Annotated in this window: 8 protein-coding genes; 1 reads left to right on the top strand and 7 read right to left on the bottom strand. The window is 61.3% G+C overall.

Features of this window, described 5'->3' with window-relative positions:
- Positions 1 to 33 precede the first annotated feature (33 nt).
- The 6 genes from HMPREF2990_RS07240 to rpsP form a co-directional block, all read right to left on the bottom strand.
- Positions 34 to 2,328 (bottom strand): Tex family protein, encoded by a 2,295-nt coding sequence (locus HMPREF2990_RS07240; RefSeq protein ID WP_070763616.1) that lies wholly within the window; start codon positions 2,326 to 2,328, stop codon positions 34 to 36.
- On the bottom strand, positions 2,325 to 3,533 hold the full coding sequence (gene trmD, locus HMPREF2990_RS07235) for a tRNA (guanosine(37)-N1)-methyltransferase TrmD (RefSeq protein WP_246817481.1): 1,209 nt from the start codon (positions 3,531 to 3,533) through the stop codon (positions 2,325 to 2,327). Before trmD ends, HMPREF2990_RS07240 begins: the two co-directional genes overlap by 4 nt.
- Positions 3,526 to 4,032, bottom strand: a complete 507-nt coding sequence (gene rimM / locus HMPREF2990_RS07230; protein WP_371575712.1) for a ribosome maturation factor RimM — start codon at positions 4,030 to 4,032, stop codon at positions 3,526 to 3,528. The genes trmD and rimM overlap by 8 nt, the downstream gene beginning before the upstream one ends.
- A 55-nt stretch (positions 4,033 to 4,087) precedes the next feature.
- Positions 4,088 to 9,508 carry a YPDG domain-containing protein gene (locus HMPREF2990_RS07225; RefSeq protein WP_070763613.1) on the bottom strand — a complete coding sequence of 1,807 codons (5,421 nt, stop codon included), beginning with the start codon at positions 9,506 to 9,508 and terminating at the stop codon, positions 4,088 to 4,090.
- Between the two features lie 297 nt (positions 9,509 to 9,805).
- Positions 9,806 to 15,178, bottom strand: coding sequence for a YPDG domain-containing protein (locus HMPREF2990_RS07220; RefSeq protein WP_070763611.1), 5,373 nt, complete (start codon positions 15,176 to 15,178; stop codon positions 9,806 to 9,808).
- 681 nt (positions 15,179 to 15,859) lie between these two features.
- Positions 15,860 to 16,375: a 30S ribosomal protein S16 gene (gene rpsP / locus HMPREF2990_RS07215; RefSeq protein ID WP_070763609.1), complete on the bottom strand. Its 516-nt coding sequence runs from the start codon at positions 16,373 to 16,375 to the stop codon at positions 15,860 to 15,862.
- A gap of 426 nt (positions 16,376 to 16,801) precedes the next feature.
- On the opposite strand from rpsP, the gene HMPREF2990_RS07210 reads away from it, so the two are divergent.
- A complete protein-coding gene (locus HMPREF2990_RS07210) occupies positions 16,802 to 19,099 on the top strand; it encodes an acyltransferase family protein (RefSeq protein WP_070763607.1) in 2,298 nt (765 codons plus the stop codon).
- A gap of 84 nt (positions 19,100 to 19,183) precedes the next feature.
- On the opposite strand, the gene ffh is transcribed toward HMPREF2990_RS07210, so the two are convergent.
- Positions 19,184 to 20,812 carry a signal recognition particle protein gene (gene ffh, locus HMPREF2990_RS07205; protein WP_070763605.1) on the bottom strand — a complete coding sequence of 543 codons (1,629 nt, stop codon included), beginning with the start codon at positions 20,810 to 20,812 and terminating at the stop codon, positions 19,184 to 19,186.
- Between the last annotated feature and the right edge of the window lie 50 nt (positions 20,813 to 20,862).

The following is a 20,862-nucleotide window of genomic DNA, read 5'->3' as shown; positions in this document are numbered from 1 at the left end:
CAACAACCTGCGCAAGTCTACACAGGCGAGACCCTATTTCCCAAATCCGGCACGCTTGAGCGCATCGGCCATCGAACCGCCAGGGGCCTTTTGCTTGTCGACGCCACGTCGTCCCCCACCCCGGCGCTTCCCACCACGCGACTGCGCGGGCTTGCCGCCGCCGCGCTTGGGTTCCTGCCCCGGCTCGTCGTCAAGCCGCAGGCTCAGCCCGATACGCTGGCGCTCCACGTCAACGTCCATCACCTTGACCTTGACCACCTCGCCGGAGCGCACCACGTCGTGCGGGTCGTTGACGAACTTGTGGCTCATCGCGGAGACGTGGACCAGGCCGTCCTGGTGTACGCCCACGTCCACGAACGCGCCGAAGGCGGCGACGTTGGTGACCGTACCCTCGAGGATCATGCCCGGGGTCAAGTCGGAAACCTTGTTTACGCCCTCTTTGAAGGTGGCGGTCTTGAACTCGGGGCGCGGGTCGCGGCCCGGCTTGTCCAGCTCGGCGATGATGTCGGTGACAGTGGGCACGCCGAAGGTCTCGTCGGCGAAATCGGCCGGGCGCAGCTTCGTCAGCACCGCACTGTTGCCAATGAGTCCCTTGGTATCCAGCCCGGTGGACGCGGCGATGCGGTTGACCACCGGGTAGGCCTCGGGGTGGACGGCGGAGGCGTCGAGCGGATCGGCCGCGCCCTGGATACGCAAAAAGCCCGCGGACTGCTCAAAGGCCTTCGGTCCAAGGCGCGGCACCTTGCCCAGCTCCTTGCGCGAGGCAAAGGAGCCGTGCTCGTCGCGGTAGGCGACGATGTTTTTCGCGATCGTCGCGCTCACCCCGGCAACCCGCTCCAGCAGCGGCGCCGATGCCGTGTTCACATCTACGCCCACCGAGTTCACGGCGTCTTCCACCACGGCATCGAGCGTGCGCGCGAGCGCGGCCTGGTTCACGTCGTGCTGGTACTGGCCCACGCCGATGGACTTCGGGTCCACCTTCACCAACTCCGCGAGCGGGTCCTGCAGGCGGCGGGCGATGGAGACAGCGGAACGCAGAGAGACGTCCATATCCGGGAACTCCTCGGCGGCGATCTCGCTTGCCGAGTACACCGAAGCACCCGACTCCGAGACCACGACCGGTGTCGGCCGTGCGCCGCCGGCCTGGGCGATCAGGTCCGCGACTTCACCGGCGAGCTTTTCCGATTCGCGGCTGGCGGTACCGTTGCCCACCGCGATCAGCTCTACCGCGTTCTGCGCGCACAGCGAGGACAGCGTCTGCACCGCCTGCTGCCACTGGTTCTGCGGCTGGTGCGGGTAGACGATCGTGGTGTCGAGCACCTTGCCCGTGCCGTCGATGACCGCACATTTGACACCGTTGCGGTAGCCCGGATCCAAAGCGAGGGTTGCGCGCTGCCCCGCGGGTGCGGCAAGCAGCACGTCGCGCAGGTTCGTCTTGAACACCTCGAGCGCGCCTTCTTCGGCCTTCTCTTTGAGCCGGACGCGCGTATCCAGGTTGGCAGAGACCTGCAGCTTGGTCCGCCACCCCCACTTGACCGCCTTGGCCAGCCACTCGCTGTCGTCTACCGGCAGCTCGAAGCGCTCGGCAATCATGCCCTGGTAGACCGACTCATCGCCCGCGTCCAGGTCGAGCGTGAGCACGCCCTCGTTCTCCCCGCGCAACAGTGCGAGGATGCGGTGCGAGGGCAGGGACTCGAAGGGCTCGTTGAACTCGAAGTAGTCCTTAAACTTCGCGCCCTCCGCTTCCTTGCCTTCAACGACCGACGAGCGCATCGTGCCGGTGGCGTAGAGCCTTTCGCGGACTTCGCCGACCAGGTCGGCGTCGGTGGCGAAGCGGTCGACCAGGATAGCGCGCGCTCCGTCGAGGGCTGCCTTCGTCTCCGCGAAGCCCTCGCAGAGGAAGTCCTGCGCAAGCGCCTCGGGGTCGGTGCCGGGGGCGTCGATAAGCTTGTCCAACAGCGGCTCGAGGCCGGCCTCGCGCGCGATATCTGCCTTGGTCTTGCGGCGCTTCTTGTACGGCAGGTAGAGGTCCTCCACACGGGCCTTGGTGTCGGCGTCGAGGATCTGGCGCTTGAGCTCGTCGGTGAGCTTGCCCTGCTCCTCGATCGCCTCGATGACGGTCTGCTTCCGCTCTTCTAGCTCCACGAGGTAGGTGTGGCGCTCCTCGATGTGGCGCAGCTGCGCGTCATCGAGCCCGCCGGTAGCTTCCTTGCGGTAGCGGGAGATGAACGGGACGGTGTTGCCCTCGGCCAGCAGCTTCAGTGCTGCCTCGACCTGGTGTGGTTGTACGTTGAGTTCTGTCGCGATTGTCGCTGCGAGAGATGTCATTGTTGCGATTCTACTGCCCGGGTCGCGCCCACCCACTGGGTACCCCGCGGCAGGGCTGCGACCACGGCCTCGGTAGCTTCCGCGTTACTCAGCGTGGTGCGGCCCGTGATTTCAAGCTCGCACAACGGGACGTGCGGCGGGCGGCCGTGCTCGCGCTCGTAGGCCTGCTCCAACATGGAAGGCTCGAAGCAGGCTGTGCCCTCGCGTGGGGTGAGGGTCGCGTTGTCGATGCGATAGCCCGCCTGGGCCAGCGAGCGGCGCATGCGTTTGCGCACCTTGGGCCACGCCTGCGGATCAATGAGCACGTCTAACCCAGTAATGACTGGGTGGGAATCGAGGAAGAACACGTCGTCTGCGTCGAGGCGGCCAGATTGGCGCGCCTGCGCGATGAGATCCGGACGCGTGGCTTGGGTGCGAGAAAGCGAGGCCTGCCTGCGCCACTGTTCCACCTTGCCGTGGTCGCCGGAGGTCAGCACCTCGGGTGCTGCGATGCCTCGCCAGGTGCGCGGCGTGGTGTAGCTGGGTGCCTCGAGCAGCCCATCGGAGAAACTGTCGTCCTCGTGGCTTTGCGTATTGCCCAAAACACCCGGGATGAGCCTTGTGACGGCCTCAGCAATCACAAGTGTGGCGACTTCCCCACCGATGAGCACGTAATCCCCGATGGAGACCTCACGCACGCGGTAGCGCGCCGTGGCCTCTTCGAAGACACGCTGGTCAATCCCCTCGTAGCGACCGCAGGCCACCACGATGTGCCGCTCGCGCGACCAAGCCTGCGCGTCCGCTTGTGTAAAGGGCGCGCCCGCCGGGGTGGGCACGAGCAGCAAGGGCGCTGCAGGGTCTTCACCCTCGCGCACATCGCGGGCTTCGTAGGGGCGGGGTTCGACGCCGCGGCGTTCGTCGTGCCGGACCTTGTCGTTGCGATGCGTGGCAGCGGAGGTGAGCGTCTCGACGTGAGCGTCGCGGTGCGTGACGGCGTCGAGCGCTGGGCCCCACACCTCCGGCTTCATCACCATGCCGGGGCCTCCACCGAGGGGCGGGGCGTCGACAGACTTGTGGTTGCCCTCGCCCCACTGCCGCAGGTCGTGCACGCCGACCTCGAGGATCCCCTGCTCAATCGCCTTGCCTAAGAGCGCGTGGCGCAGCGGCTCGAGGTACTCGGGGAAAATGGTGACTACGTCGAGACGCAGCTGCGGGGTGCTAGACATCGAGCAGGCCCTCCGGCGGGGTGATGGTGAGGTAGCCGTTGTCCAAGTCGACCTCGGGGACGATGTCTGCGACAAAGGGGATGAGCACTTCCCTGCCCTGGTAGTCCACCTCGAGGATCTTGCGGTTCGGGGTATCCATCACGCCTGTCACCTCGCCGATGCGCGTACCATCCATACGCACCTCAAGCCCCGTGAGCTCGTGGTCGTAATAGCCGTCCTCCTCGGCGTCGTGCTCCAAGGGCTCCGCGAAGAACTTCATGCCGCGCAGGCTGTCAGCGGCGGTGCGGTCCGGGATCTCCTCGAAGCTGACGAGCAGGCGCTTCTGGTGCGGACGCATGGTTTTGACGGTGAGCTCAACCTCTTTGCCAGCCTGCTTGCCGGTGAGCGTTTCCCCGACGGCGAAGTGAACGTCCGGGTCGTCGGTAGTGATGTCAACTGCGACTTCGCCTTTAATGCCGTGCGATTTCACGACTCTTCCAATGTTGAGCTCCATGGCCAGCAAGCGTAACACGCAGCACCTTTAGCCTGCGTGTCGCGGGGATTTCGGCACAGCACTACTTCGTATCAGAAGACCCCGTGTAGGTCTTGCCCGAAGACCCCTGCAGCTGAAGATCCTGCACGGAGCTCCCACCGCTTGGCGAGCAGTTATCATAAATCAACGTCCCGCCAAGGATGCCAACCGCAACCAGGGCGAGCCCGCTAGCAACACTGACCAGATCCGCGCCGACCTTGGCCAGCTGCTGGTTTATCGCTTCAACCTGCGCGGCAAGCTGCGGGTTAAACAGGCCAGCCTGCTGCTGCAGCTGCGTGTTCGCGGCCTGAATCTGCGCGTCGAGCTGCGCCGCAACGCCGGACAGACCCGGAATCTGCAGCTCGGAGGCCAGACCAATCGGGATCAGCGCCACCAGCGGCAGGCTGAAACCAATGGCGGTCGCCGCGCACTTCGCAATATCGATGCCAACGTTCGTGGCCGACGTATTGCCCGCACCATCAGTCGCGGTGATCTTGTCGCCCGGGCGCAGCACCACACCCGACGGCAACTTGGCGGTCCAGGTGCCGTCCTTCCCTGTCGTGGCCAGGACCGTGTGTCCGCCCAGGAAGGTCACCGTGATGGTCTCTCCAGGACGATCGCCCTTCCCGGAGATCGCCCGATTCCCCGGCCTGACCTCATTGATCACCGGCGGCGTGGTGTCACTATCTGCAGGGTTGGTCCCGGCGGTCACCTCGTCCCTATTGGTAATGCCGTCACCGTCAAAGTCGCCGTCCGGATCCAGCAAGGCGTTGAGCTCGAATACGGCACTCGCCTGGTTTGTCGACCCGTCCTGGTAGGTGAACTGCACCTCCACGCTCGGCCTCGCAAGCGCGGTAAAGGCCTTCACAAACTCGTCCCACCGCTGAGACGCCACCTGGTGCCTGATCCCCGGCAGTTCCTCGGCGACCCGCTCGCCGACCTGCGCAGCGCTCGGCGCGGTCGCCGCGATTTCGCCGCTTGTCGACGCTATCTCGAACGCCCAGCCTTCAGCACCCGCCGACGGTGTGCCGACCGCACGCTTCAGCGGCACATCAGCCTTTCCTGTAAACGGGTTCGCGTTCTCGGTTGCGCCAGCTTCAACGCGAGTCAGTCCGTAGTTCGGTACAAACCTCGCTGCGTCGGAGTTCGGGTCAACGATAGTGATGCCGATCTCGCCAATAATTTCTCCACTGCCAGTGATCACGACCTTGGCTGCCTGCGGGCCAGTGCCTTCCGGCACCGTGACTTTGACGGTGCCGTCCTCGGCGATCATCACCTTGGAGCCCGGGATCACGTCGCCGCCCTCGTCGATAAGCCTGCCTGACTCATCACCGTTCGGGTGCTCGACTACGCCAACCGCGTGCTCCCCTCCATCTGCAGGAACGATGGGGGTATCAGCAGGCTGCACCGTCGGATCCGGCTTCACCACACGCACAGCGGCCTCGACTACGTCAGTGGAACCGTCCGGGTACGTCACGAGAACCGGGATCTGAAGCTTCTCACCCGGCTGCGCGTTCGCGGGCACTGGCACAGTAAATGAGCCGTCCTCATTCACCGTCGCGCCCTCCGGCGTACCCTCGCCAGCGCTAAATGTTGTGCCCGCGGGAGGCTTGACGATGTTGCCGTCGTTGTCCTTGAACACCGGCGTGCGCACACTGGCGTCTTCACCAGGATTGCCGCTGACCTCGCGATACTCCGGCGCAAAGCGCTCGCTATCTGTCGGTTCCTGGCTCTCCGCGACGTTGAACGCAAACGTCCGCACCACTGGCTGGCCATCGGCCCCGGTGACCGGCCTGCGGTGCGTACCCACCACAGTCACCGTCACCTCGAAGGTGCCAGCCACTTCCGGGGTGCCCGAAACCTCGCCGGTCTCCGGATCAAACGCGACCCCATCCGGCAGACCATCAAACCTGATGGTGCCCGTCGTCGGAGCGTTGTCGACCTCGAGCGTAAACGGAGCAATCGGTATGCCAACGGTGCCCGACTTTTCACCGATTTCCCTGATCACCGCTGGCACGGAGTTCGGATCCTTCGGATCTGTGCCCGCCTGCTTCTCCTCTACATCCGGGACTCCGTCCCCGTCGTCATCCGCATCTTTAACGTCCGGTACCCCATCACCGTCGGTATCGCGCTGGGCGGTAAGCACCTTTGTGCCTTCAGCGACGGTCGTTCCGTCTCTATCGGCAATGGTCACCGTGACGGGTACGTCGCGCGTTTCCTCGTCTGCGTCCCAGTCGTAGAACTTTTCCGGGTTCGCGGTTGCCTTACCGGTCTCCACCTCAACCGTCAGTACGCCAGGTAGTCCCTCGATGGAGACCCTCCCGCCTTTTGGCACGTGCTTCGCCGTCTCAAACGGCGCAGACTCCCGTCCCTCAACAACGGTGACCGTGTCAGTGATGACCAGCGGATTGAGTCTCCCCGGCTCAATTGGGGTCGCGGGAATCGAGCCCTTGTTCTTCGGGTTCGACCCCTTCTCCTTCTCTACCGAGTCCGGGACGCCATCTCCGTCATCATCCGAATCGACGACATCCGGGGTCCCATCACCATCGGTGTCGAGGTGGAATGTGGCGGTCACATGGTCAGCCGAACCGTCCGGGTACGTCACCGTGACCGGAGCTGCAAACGCTTCGACGGTGTCCTTGTGCAATGCGGAGGCGTCGACAGTCACGGTGATTGCACCGGTCGCCTTGTCGACGCTGACCACGGTGTAACCTTCCGGCGCCTCAAACTCTTCAGCAAGCACAAACTCCGACCCATTAGGCACATCGACTACCCTGCCGTGGCTGCTCTTCAAGGTAGGCTCGGACGTCGCCGGCTTGCCAGGCACGACGAGCACGTTGCCGTACTCCGGCTCGAAGCTCTCGCTATCTGGGATGCCAACGGTGATCATGGCGTCAGCGCGGTCCCCAGAACCATCCGGATACGTGACCTCAACGGGCACGGTGACTTCTGACCCCGGCTGTGCGTCCCTCGGGATTGTGATAGTCACAGCACCGGTGCGTGGATCCACCGGCACTTCACCCAGTGGCAGCGGCTTCTCCCTGCCTTCGCGGTCGGTGTACCGCGGAGTCTTCTCCGGGTCTGTGTCCAACGCGAACGTTGTGTCCTCGGGCATAGCCACCGTCGTATCGGTGGGATCGCCGTGCTCGTCTTCTTCCTTAAAAGTCGGTGTCGACGTCACGACCTCGCCCGGCTTCGCCTCGCCTACGGCGTACTCTGGCTGCACCTGGCCAGCAGTGCGGTCGGTTACTTCAAGGACGAAGTGCGCGGTACCAGTTGCAGACATTCCATCTTTGTAGGTGACCTTCACCGGCACATCGATGTCGGCATTTGCCGACGCGTGCTGCGGGAACGTCACCGAGACCTCACCCGTAGCCGGATCAACGAAAATCTCGTAATCGCGCGGAACGCTAAAGCCTTCCGCCAGCTCAAACTTCGTCGGCTCCTGGTTCGCATCCTCTGCAGCGAGTTCCTCGGCGGTGAGCTCCTCCCGCACGTTTTCGGTCTTGGTGCTGTCGAAGGTCGGTGGCTTCGACGTCGCCGACTCACCAGGCTGAGCAGCGGTCGACTCATACTGTGGCTGCCAGCCGACCCGCACTGTGAACGCGTCGACTGCAATCGGCCGGCCGCGCCTGTTCGTCTCCGCGTTGATCGGGTACAGATATGCCGCAAACGTTGTCGTGGACGTCATGCCATCCGGGAAGAGTGCCTTGTCACCGGTGTCCAGCGAGCACCCGGGAATGGTTCCATTCGTGGCGTGCACAGCATCGCAGACCTTCACGACCTTGCCAGCATCCGTGTCGATCCACTCGATCTCGTACTTCATGCCGTCGACGAAGCGCTTCGGCAGTCCGCCAGTCTCGGTGGTCACTACGTCACCCGGCTTCGCCGGGTTGTCCCCTGTGTCGTAGTCGAGCACGTCAAAGACGGTGTAATCCGAATAAAGAACGATACGGTTTTCAAGCAGGAAGGGCTCACGGTCGGTATAGACGAATCCGCCGCCCCAGTTCCCTGGACCGTTGAACACGTACTGCCGACGTGGCAGGAAGGCGTTGTTGTAGAACGGCGTGAACTGCCCCAGCCCTTCTAGCTCTTCTGTGGAGAAGAACAACCAATCCCAGTTCACGTGCTTCGGCAAGTTCTTCGCCCCACGGCCGGTGGCGAGCTTATACCAGGTGCCATCCTCAGCACTCGGGGCGACTTGCCCAAACAGGTCGTACGCCTTGTACGTTTTCCCATCCGACAACGTCACCTCGGTGCCGTCGTTGCGGTTCAGATCAGTGAACCGGCTGCGATCATTCCACGCGAAACCGAACGTGCCCTTGAACTGCAGCTGGTAGACGGCATCGCTACCGACGGTGGCGACAGCGGTCTCAGCAATCCACTTCTCCTTGCCCTCCTCGGCCATCTTGCGTTTGATCCAGTTCTGCAGCGCAGCCTCATCGCGGTTGGTCCATCCCCAACCGCGCACCTCTTTGAGGCCATGTTCCTTGGTATACCCCTCCTCAATCTGACGAACTGCGTAGTCAGACAAGTACGAGGCGTAGACCTTCATCCCTGTTGCAGGGACGTCCGGACCGTCGTACTTGTTCAGCAGGTTCGGCGTGAACGCGCCCTGGGAGGTCCAGATGCTCCAAAACAGGTCGCCCTTGATCTGACCAGGTGACGCGTTTCCCCCACCTACCAGAGCGTTCTCGGTGGCATCATCGCGATGCATGATGTCATTACGTATCTTCTCGCCAAACGTAAAGCGCGCGTTGGTCACGCGGTCCGACCCGATGAGCCAGCTCATGCCGCCAAGGACGTCGTACGATGCCGCATCGGGACCGAGGGAACCGAACTTGTACCCATAGAGTTGGGTGAAGTTCTCCGGGTCCGGGTTTTCCACCCACACACGGATCTTCTCGTACTGCGGGCCATTTGGGTCCGCGTCGAACTTCACAACCTCACCCTTGGCGTTGGTGAACGGCTGCATATGAATGGTGTAGCGGCCATCCTCACGCGTGGTCGCCGTATAGACCGGCGAAGTGACACCGCCCTTCTCAGTCCACTGCGCGTACACGCGCACGCCCTCCATCGGGATCGGCCTCCAGGGGTCGCGCGAACCCGGATACACCGAGAGGTCGCCGTTTCGCTGGTGGATAACGTAGCCCTCAATAGACTGGTTCGTGCCCTGCGGTGCGTCGGACTCTATCGCTCCTTTGACCCTGACGGGCTGGTCCGTGAACGTGTAGCGTTCCTCGTCCACAGCAGATTGATAGACGCCATCCGCGTTTCCGCCCGGGTACTCGACCCCATTACCAGCGTCGTTTGGCTGGCCGGTTTGCTCCGGGGTGCCTGCGAAAGCGGTGGCAGCACAGTGCGGAGCGGCAATCGGCTGCGCAAACGGCGCGATAAGTGCAAAAGATAACGCGGCAGCGGCCACTGAGGTACCACGGCGGCGAAGGACGGGGTGCTTCTTCATACAGATTCCTTCGGGACACAGTGCCCCACCATGAGACACCAAAGCGCCACCCAGGCTCCCGCCATCGATCGATCAGGTACCTGGGTACATGCAGTTAACCCTAAGGCTTCCAACACCTGATCGCAAAATATTTTGGGGATCGAATTATCGGGGCTCTTGAGCCCAGTGCAATCCCATCGCAGGCACGCTCATCGGCGCTTTTCGACGCCACGCAAAAGGGTGTTGCCCCGCACCCCCAACCGGGGACACGAGGCAACACCCAACACAAGGCCTACAGTCTAGGCCTCAGCCTGACGGCTACTTCTTTTCAGAAGAACCCTCCTGCTTCGCCGGCTTGTTGTCCTCCTTGGAGGAACCAGCGTAGGTCTTGCCAGAAGAACCCTTCAGCTCCAGATCCTTGACAGAGCTGCCACCACCGTTCGGGGAGCAGTTGTCGTAGATCAACGTGCCAGCCAGGATGCCTGCAGCGATCAGCGCGAGCCCGCCAGCGACCGTGGCCAGGTCAGCGCCGAACTTGCCCAGCTGCTGGTTGACCGCATCAACCTGTGCAGCCAGCTGCGGGTTAAACAGGCCAGCCTGCTGCTGAATCTGCGTGTTCGCAGCCTGGATCTGGGCGTTTGCCTGAGCGACGAAGTCAGACAGACCCGGAATCTGCATCTGGGTTGCCAGACCGATCGGGATCAGTGCCAGCAGCGGGAGACCGAAGCCGACCGCAGTAGCGGCACACTTGCCAGCGTCAATGCCAACGGTCGCGTCGGCCTTATTGCCAGCGCCATCGGTCGCAGTGACCGTATCACCCGGCTTGAGCTCCACACCAGACGGAACGTTGACCTTCCAGTTACCGTTCGCATCCGTGGAGGTCGTGACAGTCTTGCCACCCGGGAAGGTTACCGTGATCTCCTCACCCGGACGATCACCCTTACCGGAAACAGTCTTGTCACCAGGCTTGATCTCGTTAATCGACGGCTTCTTCGTGTCCTTAACCGTCTTCTCAGCCGAGTTACCAGCCTCATCCGTCACCGTGATCTTGTCACCAGGCTTGAGCTCCACATCAGCCGGAACATCAACCTTCCAGTTGCCGTTCTCATCCGTCGTGGTCTCAATCGGTGTATCCACACCCGGAATCGTCACAGAAATCGAGGTGTTCGGACGATCATCCTTACCCGTAATCTCACGATCACCAGGCGCAACCGGATCGATCGTCGGTGCAGTCGTGTCCGGGGTGTCGTCACCATTGGAAGGGTTGGAACCCTTCTCGATCTCATCACGGTTGGAAATACCGTCACCATCAAAGTCACCATCCGGCGTCAGCAAGGACTTACCGTCCTTACCAACCAGATCGAAACCAGCCACACCGTCGTTCTTGGAACCATCGTTGTAGACGAAGTCTACATCCACGCTCGGCTTCGCAAACGGGGTGAATTCCTTCACGAACTCATCCCAACGCTTGCCAGCTTCATGGGACTGGATCTCCGGCAGCTTCTCAGCGATCCTCTCCCCAACCTTGTCATAAGTCGGAGCCGTCGCCTCAACAACACCAGAGGTCTCGTCCGTCTTGAACTTCCAGTCCTCGGAACCAGCAGACGGGGTGCCCTTGGCTTCCTTCACCGGAACATCAGACTTGCCCTCGAACGGATCGGCCTTCTCGGTCTTGCCAGCTTCAACGTTGGTCAGATCGTATTCCGGAACGAACTTCGCTGCGTCAGAGTTCGGGTCAACAATGTTGACGTCGATCTCACCGATCGGCTCGCCATTGCCATCAGAGACGATGACCTTGGCAACCTGCGGGTCGGTTCCCTTCGGCACCGTGACCTTGATGTTGCCGTCGTCATCGGTCTCAACCTTCGAGCCCGGAATCTCATTGCCGTCGGTATCGACAAGCTCGCCGGTCTCATCACCCTTCGGGTTTTCTACCTTGCCAACGGTGTGGTCCTTGTCATCTGCAGGAACAGTGGTGTCGCCAGGAGTGACCTCCGGTGCCGGAGCATCCGGCTTGTCGACGGTCACCGTCACCTCAGTGGTGTCCTTGGATTTATCCGGGTAGGTCACCTCAACCGGGACAGTGATCTTGTCACCCGGGGTCGCTTCCTCCGGAATCTCAACGGTAATCGAGCCGTCCTCGTTGACGGTCACGCCCTCAGGCGCGTCCTCACCAGGAGTGAACGTGGTGCCCTCAGGGACATCGACCTCGTTGTCATCGCCATCCTTGAAGACAGGCTTGTCAACCGTGACGTCCTCGCCCGGCTTACCAGTGCCATCCTCGTACTCCGGCTCGAACTTCTCGTTGTCCTTTGTATCCGGCGTCGGCGGTACCTGCTTGTCGGTGACGTTGAACTCGAAGGTCTCCGTTACAGGCTGACCGTCAGCCCCGGTAACCGGCTTGCCGTCCTTGTCCAGGACGGTCACCGTCACCTCAGAGGTGCCAGCCGTCTCCGGAGTGCCGGAAACTTCACCAGTCTCAGGATCGTAGGTAACCCCATCCGGCAGGCCTTCTACCTTCACAGAACCGCCTGCAGGAACCTTGTCAACCTCGATCGTGAACGGATCGATCGGCTTGCCAACAGTGCCCGACTTATCTCCGATTTCCTTGATGGTCGAGGGCGCAGAGTTCGGATCCTTTGGATCCGTCCCCGCGTTCTTCTCATCTTCGTCCGAGATGCCGTCGTTGTCGTCATCCTCATCGGTGACATCCGGTTTACCATCACCGTCAGTATCACGCTGAACCGTGATTACCTTATCTTTTTTGGCAACTTCCTTGTCGTTCTTGTCGGTGATGGTAACCGTGACAGTAACGTCACGCTCTTCCTCATCCTTATCCCAATCATCGAGGTTCTCCGGGGTACCGGTGACCTTACCGGTCTCCGGGTCGACCTTAAGGCCGCCAGGCAGGTTGTCGACCTGAACCTTGCCACCTTCCGGAACATCCTTTGCGGTGTCGAACGGATCAGTCTCCTGGTCCTCGATAACCGTGACCTTGTCCGTGATCACAGACGGGTTGGTGATACCCGGCTCAAGCGGGGTTGCAGGGATAGAACCCTTATCCTTCGGGTTCGAGCCCTTCTCCTCCTCTTCCTTATCAGAGATGCCGTCACCGTCGTCGTCATCGTCCTTGGAGTCAGGGGTGCCGTCACCATCGGTATCCAGCTCGAACTTCGCGGAGGTCTTGTCCTCAGAACCATCCGGGTAGGTCACCTCAACCGGAACCTCGAACTCCTCGACAGTCTTAGCGTCCAGCTTCTTCGGAGCGGTGACAGTGATCACACCGTCCTTATCGATATCGACCGTGTAGCCCTCAGGCGCCTTAAAGTCCTCCGGAATCGAGAACTTCGCGTCCTCGGGTGCCTCAGTCGGCTCCCCCTCACTATCAGTGAACGTGGGAGCAGACTTCGTCTCCTTCCCAGGAACGACCAATTTGTCCTCGTACTTCGGCTCGATCGCGTCAGCCTGAGAGGCTACAGAAAGCGGAACACGGTCAGTGACTTCATACTCTTTGCCGTCGCGATCCACCAGGACGTAGGTCACAGTGACATTTGGATTGTCTTCATCGGCATCGACTAGAACAGTCGGAGTGCCGGTGATCTTGCCGTCCTCGAACGTAAGTCCCTCAGGCAAGTCAGTTACGTTGAGGGATCCATCCTTCACCTTCAACTCGTGTGGGTGGTCCTCAAAGCCAGTCGGTATGACCTGCTGCTCATATGCCTGGTTGACAAAACCATCCTTGAGCGGCGAATCGGTGATCGTCAGCAGCAGCGGCACACGGTTGAGCTGAACGTCCTCGAATTCCTTCGTTTCGGTCTTTGGCGTGCGCTTTTCTTCAGGCTCATTCGGGTTGACCCAAACCTGCTCACCGTTCTCGTCAAGGACAGGCACGTCCTCCTTCACGGTGACCTTTACTTCACGGGACACAACTACCTCGGTAGTGCCCGCCTTCGTCGGCGTGCCAGTGATCTTGCCGGTCTTCTCATCAAAGGCGAAGCCCTCAGGAAGTCCCTCAACCGAATAGGTGGGCTCCGAGCCCTTCACCTTATTGCTGGGCTCCTTCGGAAGTACCGCAGCTGCGTCAAACTCTTCGTACTCGTCCTTGACGGAACCAAACGGCATAACGACCGGAACAACAGCCGTAAAGGAGTCAGCCGCCAGTACCGTATTATCCCCGGTAACAAATTCAGCGGTGAAGATATCTCCCGTCTGGACGTCATCGGGTACTGTCAGTTCGCATGCATTCGCAGCCTTGACACTGTCAATATCCGCGCAGGTCTTGACGACCTCGCCATTCCTCTTCCAAACAATCTTGTTCGGTGTCACTGGGAATGGCCCGGTGACGTTTAGCTCTGCAGTGTCTCCAGCACCGGCAGGCTTATCCGTCATGTTGAAGTTGGTGATGTCCAACGTCACATCATGGCGCGGCACTAGCGCAAAGTTCACGTTGTACCACATCGGATTCTGCACCAGGTTAGCTGCAGCAATCGGTGCCGGGTTACGGGCGCCGTTATTCTCTGGCGAGTTAAAGAGCGGTACACGCCACGCGGAGTACGCACTCGGAATCTGCCCATCGGCAGTTTCTACATGAGCGTAAAGATACTTCTTGGTCTCGTTCGTCAGTGTCCCTTCAGGAAACTTCACCGAGTAGCGCCCATCTTCGTCGACCTTGGAGCGCACTGTAGCCGCAATGTACTCTGGGTGCTCCTCCAAAAGTTGCTTCGCAGCGGCCAGCTGCTGCGCCTCAGGCAGTTGCTCAACCTTTGCCGCGTATTCGCCGATCCCCTGCTGGGTCAGCACACTCATGACCACATAGGTGTCTTTAGCTGGCACATCGCGGGTGTCATTCGGACCATTCAAACGTGCATCCGTGGTTTCATGCCAGACCTTGCCACCGACATGCCCTTTCATCTTCGCGCTCACGGCCTGATTCCGAACCGTGGGAGTATCATCCTCGACCCACTCAGACTTCGGCTTGTGCATGTACGGCACATTCCGGTCGGCCTGCATCAGTACCGCAGTACGCTGCATGTTCGTGCCAATGGTGTTCCATGCACCCTGCTGGTCTGCACCCATCGAGTTACGGAATGCGCCCGGGAAGAAGCCGCCCACCTGGCGGAAGGGATACACCGTAAAGCCATTGCGCTCATCAACAAACGGGTTAATCCACAGCCGGTAGTACTGATTCGTGCGAGCCTCATAAGTGTGCTTCTTGCCGTGGTGATCAACCCAGGGTTCACGCAGGTCAAATGCATATGCACCAGGGCCAGCCTGGTTTGCATTGCCACCGCCAAGCTGATCGGTTGTCCTCGTCACGTACACCGGAGAGACAGCACCATCTTTGTCGATCCACTGCATGTAGACCTTCGTGCCCTCGGGCACCGCCTGCTGGCCACCATCCGTCGGACTAAAACCGTAGCCGTCGTCGATGAAAGCACGACCGGACAAGGTTGACTTGGCATTAGTCATGCCGGTTGCGTTCTTGATGTAGCCGTTTGCAATCGCATCTGCGACGATCGCATTGTCGCCATCGGCAGCCTCAACAGCGTCTGCAGCGTTGGCGGCAGCAACCGCAGCGGTTCCTTCCTGCGCGACTGCCACCGGCTGCGCAAACGGCGCGATCAGAGCAAACGACATTGCTGCCGCAGCAACAGAGGTACCACGACGGCGAATGATTTGGCCCTTCTTCATAAACATCCTTTCGGAAAAGACAGTGCCCCACCCTGAGACACAAAGGTTTCCCCAGAAGCACCAACTATCTAGTGAATCCTTCTGGAGCTAACTCACACCATACTAAGGAATTGGACACTTGCTTGCAAATTGTTTCTATATTTCATCTAATTATTTCAAGAGGATCAGCGCGAGAATTCCTTAGTTCGCATATAAGGTGTTTACCTGCATATTTTAGTGAATATAGTAGCTGACCTGAAGTGCATCAACTTATGGCTGATTTTTTAATAAGCCGTAAAGTAAGTAGTACACTTACCTATATTTTATTGATTCAGCTTTTTAGAGGAGCGTCCAATACGCTGCACCTTTAGAAGATCGACCCCTCCACGCTACCAAAATATAGTCTCAGAATCGTCGATATAGGGACCGAGAGGAGCAGCAAAAATAAGCTCCAGATAAATTTTTGAGTTCACAGATTGGCAGTAAGTAAGTTCATATACATGGACTGTTGGGACGTCCATAACGCCTGAATCGCCCTACCCCTAAAGCCCACTTCACGCCCAAACTGAATCCTTGTAACCCACGATTTGTCGGCCACGCCTTCCAGAGCGGCCCTAATTTCTGCCGGTGGTTTTAGACATAACAAAACCCCGCTATATCGACTATCACGTCAATACAGCGGGGTTCGCGGTACGAGAAAGCTTAGTTCTCCTCGGACTCCTCAGTCTTCTCCTCGGAAGCCTCGGCCTCCTCAGACTCGGCCTTCTCGGCAGCCTCAGCGGCGGCAGCGGCTTCAGCCTCGGCAGCAGCCTTGGCCTCTTCCTCTTCCTTTGCCTTCTTGCGCTTCTCGGTGATGGCCTCGGCGGTCGGGCCGTTGTTGGCCTCCTCGAGTGCCTCGTTGAACAGTTCGAGCTTGGACTTCTTCTCCTCGGCAACCTTCAGGGTGCCCTCGGCACCGTCCAGGCCCTTGTGCTTCTGCCAGTCACCGGTGATCTTCAGCAGTGCGGCAACCGGCTCGGTCGGCTGTGCGCCGACGCCCAGCCAGTACTGTGCGCGCTCAGAGTCGATGCGGATGAGCGACGGCTCTTCCTTCGGGTGGTAGATGCCGATGTTCTCGATGACGCGGCCGTCGCGACGGGTACGGGAGTCAGCGACGACGACGCGGTACTGTGCGTTGCGGATCTTGCCCACACGCTGCAGCTTGATCTTGACAGCCATGAAAATTCTTCCTTTACGGTCACTGGGCAGTGCAGACACCCGCCGTGTGCTGGCGGGCCGGTTCAACCCTTCTTCTTTAGCCTGCGCGTGACTGGCCGGCCGACCGCCCGAGTAAGACGGGTGCAGACGCTTCCGGCGCGTACGCAGTATGCTGTCCCCGACATACATGCCGGGTAACTCGCAGTACTTTACCGTGGACGCAGCTGAAGACCAAAAATGCGCCCAGCTCCCCCACCTTCGGTGACATGCGTAGCTATCCCCGCCGCGACGGTTCCGGCTTTTCTCCCGATACGCGGTAAGGTTTGCACAGTCACGGGAGCGTCCCGCGTATTGGCATGCCTGCACTTCGCAGAGCATTCGCCTGGGGATTGATGTTTCCCACACAATACCAAGAGTTATTCGGTTCGCAGAGGTTTTTGAGGATAGATGAGCGCAACGACGACGAAGCCTGCGCAGCACGATGCGGGAGAAAGTACACGAGCACGAACCTCGGCCTACCGCGTTGATATCGACGGCCTGCGTGGCTACGCCATCGGTCTCGTGGTGCTCTTCCACGTCTTCGTTGGCCGCGTCTCCGGTGGCGTGGACGTCTTCCTGTTGCTGTCCGGCTACTTCTTCCTCGGCGGGCAGCTGCGTTACGCGATGCGCCCTAACCCGAGCCTGAACCCCTGGTGGCCGTTGTGGCGGACGATCCGCAGGCTGGTGCCAGCGCTCGTCGTAGTGATCCTGTCCGTGTTTGTGGCGGTGCACTACCTCACCCCAGAGCTAATGAGCGACGAGCTGGCCGCGCAGTTCACGGCGTCCATGCTCTATTACCAGAACTGGGAGCTCATGGTGCAGGCGGCCGACTACGCCGCGGCAAGTCAGGATACTTCGCCCCTGCAGCACCTGTGGTCGATGGCCGTCCAGGGCCAGTTCTACCTTTTTGGCATTTTGCTGGGCACGCTTATCGCCTTCCTTATTACCAAGTGCAACCTCCCGCGCACTTACGCCAAGCGGGGTGCGATCACGGTGCTCGCGATCATCACTCTCGCCTCGCTTGCCTGGGCCTCCCGCTTCGGCTTCATTGGTACCGGCGCGAACTACTACTCCACCTTCTCCCGCGCTTGGGAGCTCTCGCTTGGTGCGCTGCTCGCGTTCGTGCCCACGAGCCGCTTTCTGCCGCAGAGGACCGCGTGGATGACCTCCGCGATCGGCATAATCTGCATCACCATTACCGGCGCGGTGGTCTCCAACACGCTCGCCTTCCCCGGCCCGATTGCGTTGCTTCCGCTGCTTGGTGCCGCCCTTGTCATCCTCAGTGGCGACGACAACCCGGTGTCCAAGGTGCTTGCTTCCAAGCCGATGACGTGGCTGGGTGGGATCGCCTACTCCCTGTACCTATGGCACTGGCCGATGCTGATCATCGTCACCGTCATCGGCGGATTTGGCACCCCGCCAGCGTGGGTCGGCGTGATCGTGATCGCGGCGTCGCTCGCACTGGCGCACGTGACCCATGTACTGCTGGAGCAGCCGCTGCGCCAGCACCGCAAGCGCCCGAAAGCCACCGATACGCCGGTTGCCGACGCCCGCCGCAGCCTACGCACGCCCACAGGCATCGGCCGCGCCGTCGGTGGCGTGGTCATCGCCGCGCTCGTCGGCGCCGCACTGACCATCCAGCCGCTGTGGAACCAGCGTGTCGAGAACGCGAACCGCCCGCTGGACATAAATATGTACCCCGGCGCAATGTCGGTTGTCGGCGCGCCCGTCCCCGTCGTCACGCCACAGCCGGACCCGAACCTCGTCTCCGGCATCTACCCTCCTGTCGGATCCGAGGGCTGCATGGTGTTCCAGAACGAGGACGCCGACGTCATACCGCGCCCCGAGTGCATCTACGGCGACAAGGACGCCGAGACCACGGTGGTCATGGTCGGCGGCTCGCACATCGAGCCCTATGTCATCCCGCTCGACCGTCTGGGCCGCGAGCACGGGTTCAAGGTCGTTCCTTTTGTCCGCCAGACCTGCCCTCTGACCATCGGCGGCGAGGACGGCACGGAGCTGGTCTCGGACGTGTGCTTCGAGTGGAGCCAGAACGTCTTCGAAGAAGTTGTGAACATGCAGCCGGACCTGGTGGTCTCTACCTCTACGCGCCCCGAAGGACGCGCCGGTGACGTGGAAGTGACCGTCGACCACGTGCCGGACTCCTACCTCGTGCTGTGGGATGCGTTCGCGCAGTACGACATCCCGTTCTTGGGCTTCCGCGACAACCCGTGGATCTTTGACATCTTCGGCCAGATCATGGACCCCAACATCTGCATCGTCTCCGGCTTCACGGAGGAAGAGTGCTCGATGCGCACCGACGACGTCTACGGCCCCGTCGACCCGGCGGCCGAGTACCTCGACGGGACGAATAAACAGTTCAGCGTGGATACCGCCCCGTGGTTCTGCGACGCCGAGCTATGCCGCCCCCAGATCGGCAACGTGTACGTCTACCGGGACCAGAACCACATCTCGAACGCCTACATGGCAACGCTGACGCCCTTGGTGTGGCAAGAGCTGCGCAAGGTTTTCGACGCCCTCGAGATCCCCTACTTGGCCACCGACGCTCCCGAGTACGAGGTCCCGCCGCTGCGCCCGGACCCCAACGCCGAGATCCCCGTCGGTGAAGACGGCTCGGCCCCGGAGAACCTACCGGTCAACCCCGTCGATGGGCAGCGCCAGCCGCTAGGAATCCTCGGCCAGTAGGCCGGAGCCCCTCCGAACGCAAAGAGCTGGCCCCGCAACGCTTTCCAGCGTTGCGGGGCCACCTTCTCCATTGCGCGGCGGGTTTTATTTGCCCTTACCCATGCGCTTCATCGCCTCGTTAAAGTCGAGCTTGTCCAAGTCCAGGCCCTCCATGCCTGGCGGCATCTGCTCCTGCAGCTTCTTCAGCTCCTGCATGTCAGGCATGCCACCACCCATGCCCGGCATTGGCGGCATCCCGGGCATCCCCGGCATCCCGCCGCCACTACGGCGCTTCGGCGGCTTACGCTTGCCGTTTTTGCCCCTGCGGCCCTTCGGCTTCTTCTTCGTCGCCGAACGCCCGCCGGGCATCCCTGGCATTCCGGGCATGCCGCCCATACCGAACTGACCGGCCATCTTGCCCATCATCTTCTTCGCTTCGAAGAAGCGCTCCACGAGCTGGTTAACGTCGGAGACTTCGACGCCGGAGCCCTTGGCGATACGCTTACGTCGAGAAGCATTGAGAATCTTCGGATCCTCACGCTCGGCAGGGGTCATACCGCGGATGATGGCCTGGATGCGGTCGAGCTGCTTCTCATCGACCATGTCGGCCATCTGGTTCATCTGCTTGCCGCCGGGCATCATCTTCAGCAGGTTGCCGATCGGGCCCATGCGGCGGATCATCAGCAGCTGATCCAGGAAGTCCTCGAGCGTGAGCTCGCCGGAAGCCAGCTTGGTCGCGGCCGCCTCCGCGTCCTTCTCGTTGTAAGTCTGCTCCGCCTGCTCGATCAGGGAGAGCAGATCGCCCATGCCGAGGATACGGCTGGACATGCGATCCGGGTGGAAAACGTCGAAGTCGTCGAGCTTCTCACCCGTGGAGGCGAACAGGATCGGCTTGCCGGTGACCTCACGGATGGAGAGTGCGGCACCGCCGCGGGCGTCACCATCGAGCTTGGTCAGCACCACGCCGGTGAAGTCGACGCCGTCGGCGAAGGCCTGTGCGGTGCTCACCGCGTCCTGGCCGATCATGGCGTCAATGACAAAGAGGACTTCGTCCGGGTTGACCGCGTCGCGGATGTTGCGGGCCTGGGTCATCAGCGTCTCGTCGATGCCCAAGCGGCCCGCGGTATCGATAATGACCACGTCGTGCTTGGTCTGCTTCGCGTGCTCGATCCCCTGCTGCGCAACCGCGACCGGGTCGCCGTGGGAGGAGCCCATCTCGTGCTCGTAAGAATCGATCGAGGTGCCCGGGTCCGGCGCGAAGGTATCGACACCGGCGCGCTCACCCACGATCTGCAGCTGCTGGACCGCGCCCGGACGCTGCAAGTCACAGGCGACCAGCAGCGGGGTGTGGCCCTGCTTCGCCAGGTGCTTGGACAGCTTGCCGGCAAGCGTGGTCTTACCAGCACCCTGCAGGCCGGCGAGCATGATCACCGTCGGCGGGTTCTTCGCCAGGTTAAGGCGGCGGGTCTCCCCGCCCAAGATGCCGGTGAGCTCCTCATCAACAATCTTGATGACCTGCTGCGCAGGGTTGAGCGCCTCGGAGACATCCGCGCCGAGGGCGCGCTCCTTGACGCGCTTGATAAAGGCCTTGACCACGGCAAGCGAGACGTCGGCCTCCAGCAGCGCAAGGCGGATCTCGCGCGCGGTGGCGTTGATGTCAGCCTCGGTGAGCTTGCCTTTTCCACGCAGGCCACCGAGGGCATCTTGCAAGCGGTCGGACAGTGACTCGAACAACGTAAGGTACTCCTGTTCGCTTCGTTTTATCAGCGTGCGCGGTACGCTCG

Origin of the sequence: Corynebacterium sp. HMSC071B10, assembly GCF_001814825.1 — a bacterium.
In the GTDB taxonomy this organism is placed as follows: domain Bacteria; phylum Actinomycetota; class Actinomycetes; order Mycobacteriales; family Mycobacteriaceae; genus Corynebacterium.
Note: the sequence above shows the minus strand (reverse complement) of the source record. Positions and strands in the feature narration are given on the sequence as shown.